The following is a 15167-nucleotide window of genomic DNA, read 5'->3' as shown; positions in this document are numbered from 1 at the left end:
CTTTAAAATAACTTTATCTGTTCATCTTCTATCTTTGTATAGGTAGATACTAAAACTTCCTTCTCTTCATCACCAACTATATGATTTGACTTTAATAATCTAAGTCCATTCTTCAGTTTTGAATTAACTAAATTTAATACATATATATTATCAAATCTACTATAAATTGAGTCTCCACCTAATCCAGTTAAGCATATAAGTTGAGTATTACTTCTTTTAGCAATATCAATTAAAGGTTTTAAAAGATGTGCTGCATTAGTTTGAGCAAAAGGATTATCCATAATCAATACTTTACTTTCTTCTTTCCTTGTAAAGATATCTTTCTCTTCTTTTCTCATATAGGATAATAAGCTTGATAAAATTACAAAGGCAGATAAGAATCCCTCTCCCCCTGAATTTTTAGAAACATCATCCCAACTAATTTGCTTTTGTTTATTCTCTTCTATTTTATATAATTTAATATTTATACTACTAATAACTACTACTTCATCATATAACTTAATTATATTTACTCTATTATCTATTAACTCACTAATATTTTCATTTTTCTCTAATAAATCTATACATTGATTTCTTAAGATTTCAACAAAGCCTTTTACTCTTATTTTATAAACTTCCTCATTCTCTTCAAAGTCAGGTTGAATAATATTTAGCATTTTCACCCTTTTACCATTAATATCAATAGATGAATTATTATCTAATTGACTAATATTTTTGTGAACAATAGATATATATTCCATAATATTATCTATAATATTATTTCTCTCTTTATTTATTAACTCTATGTCTTCTTTTAGTTTTTCTATAATTGTATTATAAGATTGTAATATTATATTTAGTTGAGCAATAAACTTTTCTGGATTGTTTACAAAGCTTAATAACCCAGCTATAGATTCCTTAAATAATGAATCTTCAATAAATACTTCTTCTTTACTTAATTTTTCTACAATTCTTTCTAAATTCCTATTTGCTTTATTAACATTTTCATTATTTATTCTATTATCTCTATTTAACTTACCTGTATATTCTTTTAAATTAACCTCATCTAAATTTAATTCTATAACCTCTGTTATTTCAAAATCAAATTGCTCTAAAGAACTTGCATATATTCTAAGATCATTAATAATTTTATTCTTTTCTTCCTTCTTTAAATATAATTCTTTTTCCCTTACCGATAACTTTGCTAACTCTTCATCAAAATTTTTATTAAAAATAAGATTTCTTCCTTTAAGCTCAAAAGTATTTATTAACTTATTAATTTCTTCTTTTAAGTGCTGAATATTTGTTTTTATTTCTGCACTTTCAACTTCTAATTTATTTATTTCATTTTTAATATTGTTTATTTCTTTATCGCATTTATTTATTTCATTTTCAGTTTCAATAGTTCTTGAATAATTAGGAGTAACATTAATATAATCTTCATCTACTAATTTATAATTTGAAGCAGTGTCCGTTAATTTCTTTTGAATTATTAAATACTTTTCATTAAGACTTTTCTTTTTTTCTACTAATTCATCATAAGAATTTTTTATTTCTGATACTAACGCATTATATTCGGACTTTAAATCTTCTAAATCCTTTTTTATAATATTCCCTTCTTCATAAGAAGAATAATTTTTAACGTCAAGTTTAACTTTATTTAATAAATCATTGCAATTTCTACTAGACTCTTCTTTTCTCTTTAACTCTTGTAGAGTTTCTTCCAATAACATTTCCTCACTTTTAATTGATTCTATTATTATTTTCAATTTTTCTTCATTTTCATCTTGAGCTTTCTTATTATTTTTATAATCCTCATATTCTTTACATAATTCAGCATAATCATCATTTTTATTATTAAATATTATTATTTGATGCTTTAAATTATCTATTGTATCTGAACTCTTTTTAATTTCATTTTCTACTTCACCTAATTTATTAATTAGTGATATTATTTCCTTTTTATTGGTTAGAATCTTCTCTTTAATTTTATCTATTTCATCTAGCAATTGGTCATAGATTGTTTTAGTTAAAGATGATTCTTTTATAAAAGCTTTTTTATCTAAATAGAAGTCTTTTACCTCTTCTTTTTCTGATATTTTTTTATTTAAACTATTTATATTTTCCTCATATTCTTTTATTAAGTTATTTAACTCCTTTTCATCTAAAAGTTTATTATTAAAGGAAATATAAAAATTAACTCCATTACATTCTATAATATTATAATTATCATTAATTAAGCTCTCTTCTAACTTTTCTCTATCAATAATTGCAATCGGACTTGATGTAAAAGCTTCAAGCTTCTCTTCCTTTAAAATTTCTATTTTATTTCTATCCATAATTAATGAATAAGGAATAAAAGGATTTGTTTTTACAATAGCTTCATTTTTTTCTTTTGAATATCCATTATTCTTTAGCCATTTCATCCCATAAATAATATCTATATCTCTTTTATTTAACTCTATTTCAAGCTCTTTTGGTAACTCTAAAACCTTACCTGTTTTTAGCGTATTTAATTCTTTTGCTTGTTTATCATAAATTTTATTAAATTCTCTTATATCATTATTTAATATTTGAGTTTTTTTCTCTAATTTCTCAATAATTATATCTTGATTAAAAATTATACTTTCATCTTCATCTAAGTATTTTAATATATCTTTTCTTTTTTCAAGTTCATTATCATACTCTATTAACTTTCTATTTTTATAATCTTGCTCTAACTCTAATTGACTTATTTGATTATTTTTAATTTCCTTTAAAGATTTTTTTGATTTAAGCTCTTCATTTAAATCTGAATTTCTTTTTTCTTCATCAATCTTCTTCTTATTAAGTGAATCTATCGAGTTAATAATTTCTGTAGATAATGATATTAAATCCTCATCGTTATAGTATCCTGTAATATTTCTTGATAAATTATCTCCATATTTTTTATTAAATTTATCTTCAATTTTATTATAACTATTTAACTTTTCTTTTAATGAACCAATATTCTTATTTAAATTATTTTCAAAAACTCTATTATTTTTTAGTGATATATTTAAATTTATTTGCTTATTATTTAAAGCATCTTTTTCCTCTTCTAATACTGACACTTCTTCTTCTAACTTACTTAATTCTAAGTTTAATAAATTTAAAATAGAAAATCCTAAATCATTTATCCTTGGTTCCTTATCTCCCTGTTCCTCTTTTAAAACCTTAATTTTATTTTCTACTTCTAATAACTCTTTAGATGTATTTCTATACTCTTCGTAAATTTCTGCACATCTTAATATATTTCTTTCCTTATTTAATAAATTTACTTTTTCTTCAAACTTTTCTTTTTCTCTATTATCATTATTAATTTTTTCATTAATAACATCTAATTCATCTAAAAAGTTATATATTTTCATAGAAAGCTCTTGATATTTAATTTCTCTTTTTTCATTAAGTACATTTTCTATTAATTTTTCAATATCATTTAAAATATTTTCATTAGATAAAATCTCATCATAAAAGTATTTTTTTGAATTAGCTATCTTATTTTCATGACTTTCCTTAATTAAAATCATTTCTTTAAAATTATTAGCTATTTCTAAAATTTCTATAGATCTTTCATTAAATAACTCTATTTTGTTTCTTCTATCTATATTACTTTTATTAGTTTTATATTGAATAATATATCTCGTTATTATTTCCTTATAATTTTTTATTCTATCTTCATCTTTACTTAACTTCTTTTCTATAGTTGGTAAAAACCAATTTTTTATTAATCCTTCTGAATTTTTAGCTTCCTTAAATAGCTCAGATAATCCCGATTCTTTTAAATTAATTTTTCTAATAATATTTTCCCATTCTTTATTATCAATGGCATATTCCTGAAGTTTATTAAAATATGCTTTTGATGTAGTATAATTATTCATATCATAATAATTGAAATTATAATTATTATCCTTCTTTAAATCTTCAAATAGTTTTTTTGAATTAGCAAAACTTTTTATTCTTCTATGTTTACTATCCTCTTCTATTACTGGAATTCTCTTTATATCATATTCATTTTTATTCTTATATTCATAAATAAAATTAATTATATCTAACTTATCCTTTGAATTTTCATCTGATGATGACTCTTTTTTTCTAACCATCATTCCTGTTAATAAATAACCTGCATTATCTTCTAAATTCCATTCAACTAATATGTATGTAGGAGTTTTACTAGTAAAATAACTCTCAAATGGTCTATCCCCTAAATCTCTATGTCTTCTATTAACAAATGGTGCCATCATCATTTGAACTAAAACTGATTTTCCTCCACCATTTCTTAAATTAAGCATGGTATTATCACCATCAAAATAAAATATTTCATCATCTATTTTCATAGTATTATTATTGTAATTTAAATTTACAATTCTAATATTATTTATATTACTCATATACTGCCTCTCCTAACGCCCTAAGAACTCTATTATAATTATTTTTATTTAATAAATGCCAATCCATAAAATTATCTAATTTTTGAGTTGTTTTTACCATATCATCATTTTGAATATAATAAATTAACCCTTGTTTGTCTAAAAAGCTTAATATAGTATGTACAAAACCTTCTTTTGTTGTTTTAGATGTACTTTTTTTATCACTAGCTTTTAAAGCTTCAAATCTTTCTAATATATTAGTATAAGCTATACCATTTTTATCTTCATCAGCTTCACCAGATCTTTCAACACCTTCTCTTAACTTGTCAGTTATAATATTTAAAAACTCTCCAACCTTAATAAACTCTCTACACTTACTGCTAAGACCTGTTGAGCCATAAAATAAAACTATTAATGTTAAAATAATAAATTGTGATAAATAATAATCTTTATCATTAGCCCCTGATTTACAAAGTTCTTTCTTTAATTCCCCTTTAGAATAGCCTAAAAAGTCATTATCTTCTTTAGGAATTAAATATATAGTAGCTCCAAACTTCTTAACTTCACACTCTACTTCTTCTCCCGCTACTTTTACAAGATCTGCTATATTTTCATTTTCAGAATAAGCTTTATATAGTTCTTTTTCATTTTCTTTTAATTCTTTATTTTTTAATAAATAATATAATATTTTATTACTTACCTTTATTTCTTCTATTGAATAATCCATTTATATAACCCCTCTTTTCTTATAAACTTCAAAAACTATATCAGAGCAAATAAAATTTTTATAATCTCCATTTTTATCTTTTACATGTTCAAGCTTAACATCTTCACCAAACTCTACTTTATTTATTCTAATTTCTAATATATTTGATAATAAATCATTTCTATCAATAATCTCTAATATACTTTTATTAAGTTGAAACTCTATTTCATTATTATCAATTGAAGTTTTTCTTTCTTCTTGTAGCTCCTTAATATTTATATCTCTAACTTTTAGCATTTCAATAATAACTTCTCTAAATATCTCTACAGTTGGTATAAGTACATCTTTTAATACTTCACTTTCCTTAATCTTATTATTAATTTCACTTAAAGTAATTTTATCTTTTTCACATGCAAACTCTAATATTAATTCAATTATCTTGTTACATTTTTCAATACGCTCTAGCTTTTTCTTATTTTCTGCTTCTATTATATCTTCCTCATTAAAAGATAAAATCTCTTCATCATCTTCATTATCCTTCTCTCTTACTGGCTGTTGAAATTGAAATGCTTTATTTAAATTATAATTTTTATCTGGATTTCTAGTAAAAAGTGCTGAAAATAATAAATGAATATTATCTAATTTATTTGGATTTTCTAATATCTTATTAAATACTTCCTTTTTAATATCGAATCTTTCAATAAGAGCCATTTTTGATATATTTTCAAGTTCTTCACCATAAATTCTTTTTAAGTCAAAATGACTTTTTAATATTCTTTGTTCTTCATCTATAGTTCTACCAAGATACTCATTTATAAATCTTAAATTCATTAAGTTTTCCATTTCTTCCTCATTTAAATCTTTAATATGAATATCTTTTTCTTCAAAAACCTGAATTTTTTCTTCAATGGCTAGCTTATGTGCTAAAAATTTCTTTTTATTCTCATTTAGAATTTCAATATTACCTTCCATCATTGATTTGTATTCACCTACAGAATAAGTAAGTGGAGATTCCTTAATTCTTCTTATGTCATCTTCCATTTTTTGAACTCTTCTTCTCATATTATTAAAAATATTTTTCATATCATCTAAAGCTTTATCATAGGAAGCTTTATCTAAATGAAGTTTAAATATTATTTCCTGAATGGTTAATTTTAAGCTTTCTTCTACTTCTAATGTTGATAAAATTAATTCATAGCCTGCATCTGTTAAAGAATAAGATACACGTCTAACTCCTTCTATATATTCCATAGAGTTTTTTAAGAAGCTTACATTTATATCATCATATTCTGCTTTTTTATAATTTAAAGCCTTAAAATACATTGCCTTTCCTTCATCACAAAGAATTACATTAACAACAAACTCTGCAAGTTCTTTACACTCCTCATAAGAAATACTTTTCTTATAATATATAGAGTTTATTTCATCTATAAATTCTCCAATATCATCAATAGTACAAATTTCTTCCTTTAATGATTGTTCCATAATATATAATAGTACCGAAAAGACTAAATTATCCTGCTCATAACCTTCTATAAAGCCATATTTATCCCAGGTTCTTTTAGAAATACTATTTCTAAATAATAACGAATATGCTCCTATTTTTTTCATCCTAATATGATGTTGATTTAAAAAATCTAATTTCATTTTTCCTCCATTTGTAAATCAATAATATTTATTATCTCTTGTGGGATATATAAATCTCTTTCCAATATTTCTTCAATCTTTTCCCTATAATTCATTGAAAACTCTTTCAAAAAGTAATCATTAATATTCCTATTTTGACCATCTTTTGTTCTAGGCAAACTATTAATATTATTAACTTTGTCAATCATCTTTTTATAACCTTCTATAAAAGGTTTTATATTATATTTATTTTTAAATTTATTGTAAAAATTTTCATATATTATAATTCCTTCATAATCAAGATCTCCAAAATAATATATCTTATTTTCTTTACTGGATAAGTAATCTTCAACAGATACTTCATAATCCTTAAAAGCTTTTAATATTCCTTTTCCTGCTCCATAAATTACTGTATCTATTTCTTTACCTAAAATAATATTATTTGAATTTATCAAATATTTTCTCATTGTGTAGTATGTATCTTTATTTTCTAATATTAAAATATTTTGTGGAACTTTTTTAGATTTTGAATAATAGGCAAGTGGCTCAGATGTGTCATAATAATTTAAGTAATCTAAATTCAAACCAAGATTTTTTAATATTAACTTCCCGTCTTCTCTTTGTAAGAATTTCTCCCTCCCCCATATTTGAAATGATCTTTCATTCATAGATAAAGGTATTTTTAACAATTCTTCATTTTCTTTAATAAATGTATTTAATTCCAAAATATACTCTCTATGCTCTTTATATTTATTTATATTTTTCTTATAATAACTAATATTGAATTTACTTAATATTTTATAATCAAGTTCCTCTATATATAATGAATTATCTTCTTCTTTTTCAACAATTTTGTATCTCTTATATAAGGCTGGTTTCTTACCATTACCACCACTACTTTTAATTGCTTCTATTTCATTATTTTCTATAAGTTTTGATACTAAATTATATAAATCATTATATGTGTTTACTTTATATGTTTTCTCTATTTCTTCTATTGTAATCTTTTTTTTATTAAACTTATCTTTTAACTTCATAATTCCTCTCTAATCACTTAAAAAATATCTTTTAGATTTACTGTAAAAGCATCTAAAACCTTAGACTTAAGTACTCCTATTTATGTTTTCATATCTAGTTGCTCATACATATTTTCATTATTTAATGTATATATAGTTACTGATTCTAACATAGGATTTATAATCCAATACTCTTTCACTCCATACTTCATATATAAATTAAGTTTTGTTATTAAATCATGAGATTGATTAGATGGAGTAAGTATTTCTATTATTAATGATGGTACCCCTATATATTTAGTTTCTGTAAATCCACTTTTATCATATATTACACTTAAATCAGGTATAACTATCTTTGTACCTTCTATTCCCTCTTTTTTAATTCTATATCATAAGGAGCAGAAAATATTTCACAAGATTTTCCTAATAAATACCTATTTTTATTTGCAATTTACTTGATATTCTTTGATGCTTTGTTGAAGGTGATGGAGACATGTAAACTAATCCATCTATATACTCTAAAACTTCATTGCTTTGTTCTCTCATTCTTAAATATTCATCTAAAGATATATGGTTATTTACTGCTAAATCCATTTTCCCTCTCCTTTATTTAGATTTATAACTTTATTATATCCTATTTTCAAGCCTTATAAAATAAAAAAGGAGATAAATATTATACTCCTTGTTTCGTCGCAAGCTCCAAGTCATCACAAAATTAATAGTTATACTTTAAAGTTGAAGGAAGGAAATCCACACTGTCTATATCGTTAATTTATTCCACATATTATTGAAGGATTCTTCGTCTATCTTAAAAGCAAAATTTAATCCTGAATAATAAATGTACCCCTCTTTAAATAATCTTATTTCTACTTTGGTCCCATCCTTCATTTTAAGAAATATAAATTTTTGTCTTTCTTCATTAGCTTCAAAATATTCTTCTCCACTAGAATAATTACTTTCTTTATTAAATAATTCATTTCTTAACTCTTCATCTTCTAGTGAATATGGTGTACCTTTATACATTGAATCTATAAAGTTATTTAATGTATCATCTATACTAACTTCCTTTTCATCTAAAGTTCCATAATTCCAATTATTAAAGGTTTCCCAAGTAGCATTTTCTATATTATTCTTTATATTCATCGTACCAAAAACATCGCTACCATCTGCTAGTATAAAGTCATTTAAACATTCCCAAAGACTAATAAATTCCCCATATTCATTTTTAGTATAGGTTATTAATCTAAAGTTTTCATCATATCCGTTTACAGTATAAACTTCATCACCTTCTCCGAAACTTGCAAAGTCCTTTAAAGTTTCTAAGTCTACATAACCTGCCGAAGTTCCGTTATCTTTAATTTCATTTATTAAATCCCATGTAACCCCTATTTTTTTATCCATTAAAGCTTTCCCTTCTTCTAAAGAAAGTTCTGTACCTCCCATAGTATAAATCCGTCCCTTATATACTAAAGTTGCTACCCTACAAGCTTGAACATTTGGATCTATTACTCCAAGTTGCTGCTTTGGTACATATATACCTTTTTTAATAGGTTCTTCTTTTATATTATCATTAGTTTTATTATATTCAGAATTACTAGATTCATTTTCTTGACTTTGATTTTCTACAATATTATTTGAGTCTTTATTGGCTAACATATTATTAAATTCTAATTTTTCTTTAGCAAAAACAAGAACTGAAACTATTAATAATGCTGCTACTATTGAAAATGCTACTTTATAATTAAATTTACTTTTTTTCCTTACCCTAGACTCATTATAACTTTTCATCTTATTGGATAAACTAAGTACTACTTCCTTCCTTGGCTTAATATTTTCATTATCTTTTTTATAGCTATCTTTAAAATTCAAAGCACTCATCTCCTCTCATTTTTTCCCTTAGCATATTTCTTGCCCTATGAAGTTGAGAACGAACTGTTGATTCCTTTATATTTAATACCTCTGCAATATTAGCAGTAGTCATATCTTCGTAATAAAATAAATGTATAACAGTTCTATACTTACTTGGTAAATCTAATACAAATTTATACACTTCACTTTCTTCATTCATTGTCACAACTAAGTCATCCTCTAATGCTGTAGTCTTTCTAAACCAAGCTGAAGTTAATAAATTCTTACTTAAATTAATAGTTACTTTTATTAACCAAGCTTTTATATGCTCTTCACTTTTAAAATTAACATCAGACTTTATAAATTTCATAAAAACATTTTGCATTATATCTTCAGCATCATGACTACTTTTTGTTCTTGAAAAAGCTAATCTATAAACCATGGTATTATATTTTTCTAAAATCATCAAAAGGAGTTCTTCCCTAGGTAAAGAAAACTCATTCATGCTACACTCATCCCCTTTCACCTTTAATACAAAATAGGCCCCTCAAATGTTGCATAATAAATAATAGTAAAAAAACTCACCTTAATGATGAGTTTTCATAATTTATTATCACACTTCCCAATTTAGGAATTTAACTTCCTTAACTCTTTAACTTTTTCAATATCTAATCCAGTCTTTTCCGAAATAGTCACATCATCCAATATATCAAGTAATTTTATGGCTACTTCTTTTATTCCTTCTTTTATTCCTTCTTTTATTCCTTCTTTTATCCCTTCCTTTATTCCTTCTGATTTACCTTCTTCTTTTGCTTTATCTCTCATTTCTTCTAGTATAAACGCATTTCTTGCAACCATAAGCTCAACCTCCATTTTATCCGCTTCCAATATCTTTATAGCTGAATCTGCCAATTCTTTAACTACAGTATTCTTAATCCAATTCTTAATTGCTTTAATTTCACTTTCCGAAAGAGAGTTAAAATATAACGCTATAACTTTTATTCTTTCCAAAAATTCTAAAGCATCTACCTTTTGATCTAATAAAAATATTGCAGATGTAACATTTTTACTTATTACAAGATTTTCTTTATTAAACTTTTCATCATTACTTATATCAAAAACATCATAAGTAAAATTTAAAATATTACTTCCAAAAAGCTCTTCATTATAAATCATTTTTCTGAATTCTCTAGGAACATCCCACTTCTCCTCTCCATTATATAAAACAATAGGAATTACAGCTGGAATTTTTATATTTTTATCATACTTTTTATGCTTTGCATTAACAGCATGCTCTCTTAATATTTCACACATATAAAATAATAGCCTAAGTGGCATTCTATAATCCACTGTTGATTGAAATTCTAATAATATATAAAAATATACTTCCGTATTATTAAGATTAGCTTTATAAACAATATCAGACTCTAACTCTTCATAATCTGCTGTTATATAAGATTTATTAACTAGTGTTAAGTTTTCTGGAATCAAATGCTTAGTCCATTCTTTATCAACTAATGACTTAAATAAATCTACTGCTATTTCCTTCTTTGAATATAAATCCTTATAGCTCTTATCATGTATATGATGAATATCCTTTTTTATATTTTTACTCATTATTTTTCTTCCTTGTTTATCTTTTGTTTAATTTATTACCTTTATTATATTAAACTATTCATATGTCATCAATAATTACAAGGTATTAACTATTCTACTTTTATAATCATCTATCATTAAAATTATCTTATTCAATATTTATAATAATCTACTCTCTTATAGTTTTATTATTAGTTATATACTCTATTAATATAAGTATATAACTAATAAACTATTATAAAGCCTAAAAAAATCAAAGATTACTAACTCGTCTATCTTAGAATGTTATTTGCGAACGTACTTTTGTTTTCTAAGGAAATATAGTACACTATAATAAATTACAAAAGATAAATGGAGAAAAACTAATGAAAGGTAGAGAACACTTAGCTATTGGAATAACAGCTACAAGCATTATGGGACTAGCTGTCTTTAATTTAGATAAGGATCAAAATTTAAATTATTTTATTCCCCTTATTAGTGGGGGCATCATAGGGTCATATTTACCAGATATAGACACTGAAAAATCTAAAGCAAGTCAAACTTTTAATAAAATCTTAGTAATAACTTTATTATTGTTTGCACTAGTCTATAAGCTGAATATAACAAATAGAGTTATGGAAATATTATCTACAATTATTGTGCAAAATAAATATAGTCTATATTTTATTATTTTAATTACCTTAGGAAAATTGTCACCACATAGAATGTTCACTCATAAATGGTTTGGGACAATGCTTTTTTTCTATACCATATATAATATTGGTAATATATATCTTACATTAGGATTTATTATGGGTTATACTCTGCATATTGTTGGAGATAGATTTTCAACTAACGGAAAACATTTAAACTTTTTTGAATTTAAATTACCCTGCATGAATTCTAAGAATAAATTTAGTATCAAATGGTAAAGTAGATATAAAAAATATAAGCTATGGATAAAGATCTAAACCTTATCCATAGCTTTATATATTAACCAAAATTTTTAGTAAATCTAATTTCAGATTTTACACTTTCAATTACATAAAAAATACTTCTCGTATTATTTATTGAATTACACAGTAATCATGCTCTGGGGTACTTGTGGGCTGCCTTTCATCCAACTTTATAACTTTCACTTATCTAATCCCCTCTACCATTAAATATCTATAACTATTTATATACTACTTACTAACTTCCCTAAAGAATCAAATGTATGATACTCATGGAAGGTTATAAAAATTAATTTATCTCTATTTTCATGAGCTATTAAATGAACTAATTCTTCTTTATATTCATTTGATAAATCAGATTTCACTTTTATATCTACAGTTCTCTCTTCATTTATATCTTCTGTAATTATAAGTAATTCTAATACTTTTACATTATTCCATTTTCATTTTGCTTTTCTCTCAACTTTTCTATCAATACTTCTTTTAAATTAATTACCTTATAATTTTCAAATTTTTCACTTCTCAAACAATTTAAATTTTATATTACCTTAAAATTTCTAAATTATATCAAATAGCATTTTTTAAATTAATATTTTTCCCTAAAAAACATACATAAATTCTTACTAAATAAATATATTTATAGAATTTCTTTTACTATATTTATATTAAAGTTCTGTATATTTTTTACTTGTACCTTTAGATTTTTCTACTGGATATTTCGCCTCATTTTTGTCCATTTTTATATTAATTATATCTTCTATATTAACATCTAGAGAATCAGCCATATGTAAACAATAAATCATCACATCTGCTAATTCTTCACACACTTCTTTTTTATCATAATTATCATCCCAAAGAAAATGTTCTAATAATTCTCCAGATTCAATGCTTATTGCCTTTGCTAAATTAGCTGGTGTGTGAAATTGAGACCACTCTCTATCATCTCTAAATTTTCTTATTCTATTTTTTATTTCTTCCATTAAATTCTCTCCCTTCTTAAGCTTAATGTACTCTTTTTAGCAATTATTAGTTTAATTAACTACAATAACTTTAAAGTAATATTTTATACTTGTAACTCTCAATATCTTTAAATTGAATAGTATAATTTATTAACTCAATTCTCTTTTTCAAATAGCTTGCTAAAGCTTTATCAACACAATAAATATAACAACCTTTTTGTCCTCTTGTCATAAGAGTTCTATAAGTATTTTTTATTATTTCATCTGCAAGCTTTAATGCTTTTTCTGGATTTTCTTTATATAATTTTTTTATACCATTTAAACTCTTATCTGTTTTTGCCCTTTTATTAAAATCAGTTATAATCTTTCCATCTTCAAATCTAATATCTTCTCCAATAATTACTCCAACATAATCAAATTCTAATCCTTGTGCTGTATGGATACACCCTACTTCATTAATGCTATTATTATCTATAGCCCACGTTTTAGTATTGCTTAAATTCCACTTCATTTTAAAATCATAATCATCAATTTTAATATCATAATTATTAATATCCTTTTTACTTATCCAATCCCAACAATACCCAGCTAACATTCTTGCTTTGTTATTTTCGCTGTTTAACTCCATTATCATATTATAGACTTCATTTGGATCATCAATTATTTTTATATCATAATCAAATTCAAATCCATCAAAATTCCCTGTATTGCTTATTTCTAGTACATCATCTATCCACGATAAATAACCGTCACTACCGTTACACCTAAATTGTGATGTTAATTTTAACTTTGTTACCTTTGTATTAAATTCTGAAGCAAACTTTTCTATCTCTGAAATACTTCCATTATCATCTATAGTAACTCTTTGATTTTCATCAATAAAAAATACAGATACTTTAGCTGAATTAATGATTTCCTTTACTTGATTTTCTCCCAAATTTTTAAATATCCCAGACTTTTTCATAAGCCTATGAGCTTCATCAACTAAAATAACATCTATTTCATTACTATTTGTATTTATAAAACATCCTGATCCTTTAAATAAATTATCTATATATTTCTTGCTATACTTAGCTCTTAATTTTTTATTATACACTTCTCTAGGTGCCGAATTTTTTGATACATAATATGTTAATAAATTTTCGGATAAAAGTTTTACTAATAAATTTATTGCTAATACAGATTTTCCTGTACCAGGTCCTCCTTCAACAATAAAAACTCTTTTTTCTCCAGATAGCATTGTCTTTTTAGTTGACTTTCTTATTTTTTCAAATATAACCTTTTGATCATCAAGCATTAAAAATTCTTCATTTCCTTCAAGCATTAATACTAAAGCATCTTGCAATGATTTTGAAGGTCTTATCTTTCCATTTTCAATTTCAAATAATCCTAATCCTTCATCACCATTTTTAACAAAGTTTGATATAAAGTTTCTTAGTTTAACTGCATCTCCCTTAGTAAATACAGGTGCTCTGTTTACATACTCTTTATAAACTTGATTTATTAATGGATCTTCACTCTCTAAAGAAATATAGTTGTGTAAATATGCACATGGATGCAAAATTATCTTTTTCTTTTCAACTGAATCATTATAATCTTCTATTAAAGATGCATATGACCATGCCTGATAAGATGGATGTGTAGTCTTAACAATATGTTTATTAATCATTGTCCTAACAACAGCATCTTCATCATCAACTTTTTCTATGCTCTCCCATTGCTTTAATTCAACAATTACTACATGTTCCTTATCTTCTTCATCTAATCCAGTAATAATAAAATCGATTCTTCTTGAAGTAGCTGGTATTCTATATTCAATTGCTATTCCACAATTATCAGGAATACTATTAGAATTTAATACCTTGTACATATATTGCATTGAATTATCCCATGACTTAAATTCTCTATAATTAGATTTTCCTATCTTTTCTTTATATTTTTTATCTATTTCTAAGCTAATTATATCATTTTCAACATGCTCCATAAATTCTAATTTTGATGCTCTATACACTATCATATCTAAATATCACCTTTTCTTTAAAATCATAATAATCTATCCAAACTATTTATCGAACATTAATATCATTGAATTTTAATGTTTATTATTATATTTTATT

At 24.1% G+C, this 15167-nt stretch carries 13 protein-coding genes; 1 reads left to right on the top strand and 12 read right to left on the bottom strand.

The genetic code is table 11. The features are described from left to right. Window positions 1-2 precede the first annotated feature (2 nt). The 9 genes from ACQPVP_RS11810 to ACQPVP_RS11770 all read right to left on the bottom strand — a co-directional run bounded on the left by ACQPVP_RS11810 (window position 3) and on the right by ACQPVP_RS11770 (window position 11180). A complete protein-coding gene (locus ACQPVP_RS11810) occupies window positions 3-4388 on the bottom strand; it encodes a hypothetical protein (RefSeq protein WP_430850181.1) in 4386 nt (1461 codons plus the stop codon). Further along, window positions 4381-5094 (bottom strand): DUF6063 family protein, encoded by a 714-nt coding sequence (locus ACQPVP_RS11805; RefSeq protein WP_430850179.1) that lies wholly within the window; start codon window positions 5092-5094, stop codon window positions 4381-4383. Before ACQPVP_RS11805 ends, ACQPVP_RS11810 begins: the two co-directional genes overlap by 8 nt. Further along, the gene (locus ACQPVP_RS11800) at window positions 5095-6720 is read right to left on the bottom strand and encodes a hypothetical protein (RefSeq protein ID WP_430850177.1); all 1626 of its coding nucleotides are present in this window, start codon (window positions 6718-6720) and stop codon (window positions 5095-5097) included. Continuing rightward, window positions 6717-7736 (bottom strand): Wadjet anti-phage system protein JetD domain-containing protein, encoded by a 1020-nt coding sequence (locus tag ACQPVP_RS11795; protein WP_430850175.1) that lies wholly within the window; start codon window positions 7734-7736, stop codon window positions 6717-6719. Before ACQPVP_RS11795 ends, ACQPVP_RS11800 begins: the two co-directional genes overlap by 4 nt. Window positions 7737-7816: 80 nt before the next feature. Beyond that, a complete protein-coding gene (locus ACQPVP_RS11790) occupies window positions 7817-8044 on the bottom strand; it encodes a Uma2 family endonuclease (RefSeq protein WP_430850254.1) in 228 nt (75 codons plus the stop codon). Window positions 8045-8138: 94 nt separating this feature from the next. Continuing rightward, window positions 8139-8309 (bottom strand): hypothetical protein, encoded by a 171-nt coding sequence (locus ACQPVP_RS11785; RefSeq protein ID WP_430850174.1) that lies wholly within the window; start codon window positions 8307-8309, stop codon window positions 8139-8141. A 165-nt stretch (window positions 8310-8474) separates the two neighbouring features. Then, window positions 8475-9584 (bottom strand): hypothetical protein, encoded by a 1110-nt coding sequence (locus ACQPVP_RS11780; RefSeq protein WP_430850172.1) that lies wholly within the window; start codon window positions 9582-9584, stop codon window positions 8475-8477. Further along, on the bottom strand, window positions 9574-10068 hold the full coding sequence (locus tag ACQPVP_RS11775) for an RNA polymerase sigma factor (protein ID WP_430850170.1): 495 nt from the start codon (window positions 10066-10068) through the stop codon (window positions 9574-9576). Before ACQPVP_RS11775 ends, ACQPVP_RS11780 begins: the two co-directional genes overlap by 11 nt. 122 nt (window positions 10069-10190) lie before the next feature. Beyond that, entirely contained in the window at window positions 10191-11180 is a 990-nt protein-coding gene (locus tag ACQPVP_RS11770; protein WP_430850168.1) for an Rpn family recombination-promoting nuclease/putative transposase, read from the bottom strand. Window positions 11181-11524: 344 nt separating this feature from the next. On the opposite strand from ACQPVP_RS11770, the gene ACQPVP_RS11765 reads away from it, so the two are divergent. Next, entirely contained in the window at window positions 11525-12070 is a 546-nt protein-coding gene (locus ACQPVP_RS11765) for a metal-dependent hydrolase (RefSeq protein WP_430850166.1), read from the top strand. Between the two features lie 245 nt (window positions 12071-12315). Here ACQPVP_RS11765 and ACQPVP_RS11760 read toward each other — a convergent pair whose 3' ends face one another. The 3 genes from ACQPVP_RS11760 to ACQPVP_RS11750 form a co-directional block, all read right to left on the bottom strand. Next, a complete protein-coding gene (locus ACQPVP_RS11760; protein ID WP_430850164.1) occupies window positions 12316-12456 on the bottom strand; it encodes a hypothetical protein in 141 nt (46 codons plus the stop codon). 300 nt (window positions 12457-12756) lie between these two features. Continuing rightward, entirely contained in the window at window positions 12757-13071 is a 315-nt protein-coding gene (locus ACQPVP_RS11755) for a nucleotide pyrophosphohydrolase (protein WP_430850162.1), read from the bottom strand. A 70-nt stretch (window positions 13072-13141) separates the two neighbouring features. Continuing rightward, window positions 13142-15067, bottom strand: coding sequence for a DNA/RNA helicase domain-containing protein (locus ACQPVP_RS11750; RefSeq protein ID WP_430850160.1), 1926 nt, complete (start codon window positions 15065-15067; stop codon window positions 13142-13144). Between the last annotated feature and the right edge of the window lie 100 nt (window positions 15068-15167).

The sequence above is a fragment of the Clostridium nigeriense genome (genome assembly GCF_050585265.1).
Lineage (GTDB): Bacteria > Bacillota > Clostridia > Clostridiales > Clostridiaceae > Clostridium > Clostridium nigeriense_B.
Note: the sequence above shows the minus strand (reverse complement) of the source record. Positions and strands in the feature narration are given on the sequence as shown.

Coding starts and splice junctions, on each gene's coding strand:
- ACQPVP_RS11810 (WP_430850181.1), bottom strand. CDS start 4,388: ATGAGTAATATAAATAATATTAGAATTGTAAATTTAAATTACAATAAT.
- ACQPVP_RS11805 (WP_430850179.1), bottom strand. CDS start 5,094: ATGGATTATTCAATAGAAGAAATAAAGGTAAGTAATAAAATATTATAT.
- ACQPVP_RS11800 (WP_430850177.1), bottom strand. CDS start 6,720: ATGAAATTAGATTTTTTAAATCAACATCATATTAGGATGAAAAAAATA.
- ACQPVP_RS11795 (WP_430850175.1), bottom strand. CDS start 7,736: ATGAAGTTAAAAGATAAGTTTAATAAAAAAAAGATTACAATAGAAGAA.
- ACQPVP_RS11785 (WP_430850174.1), bottom strand. CDS start 8,309: ATGGATTTAGCAGTAAATAACCATATATCTTTAGATGAATATTTAAGA.
- ACQPVP_RS11775 (WP_430850170.1), bottom strand. CDS start 10,068: ATGAATGAGTTTTCTTTACCTAGGGAAGAACTCCTTTTGATGATTTTA.
- ACQPVP_RS11770 (WP_430850168.1), bottom strand. CDS start 11,180: ATGAGTAAAAATATAAAAAAGGATATTCATCATATACATGATAAGAGC.
- ACQPVP_RS11765 (WP_430850166.1), top strand. CDS start 11,525: ATGAAAGGTAGAGAACACTTAGCTATTGGAATAACAGCTACAAGCATT.
- ACQPVP_RS11755 (WP_430850162.1), bottom strand. CDS start 13,071: ATGGAAGAAATAAAAAATAGAATAAGAAAATTTAGAGATGATAGAGAG.
- ACQPVP_RS11750 (WP_430850160.1), bottom strand. CDS start 15,067: ATGATAGTGTATAGAGCATCAAAATTAGAATTTATGGAGCATGTTGAA.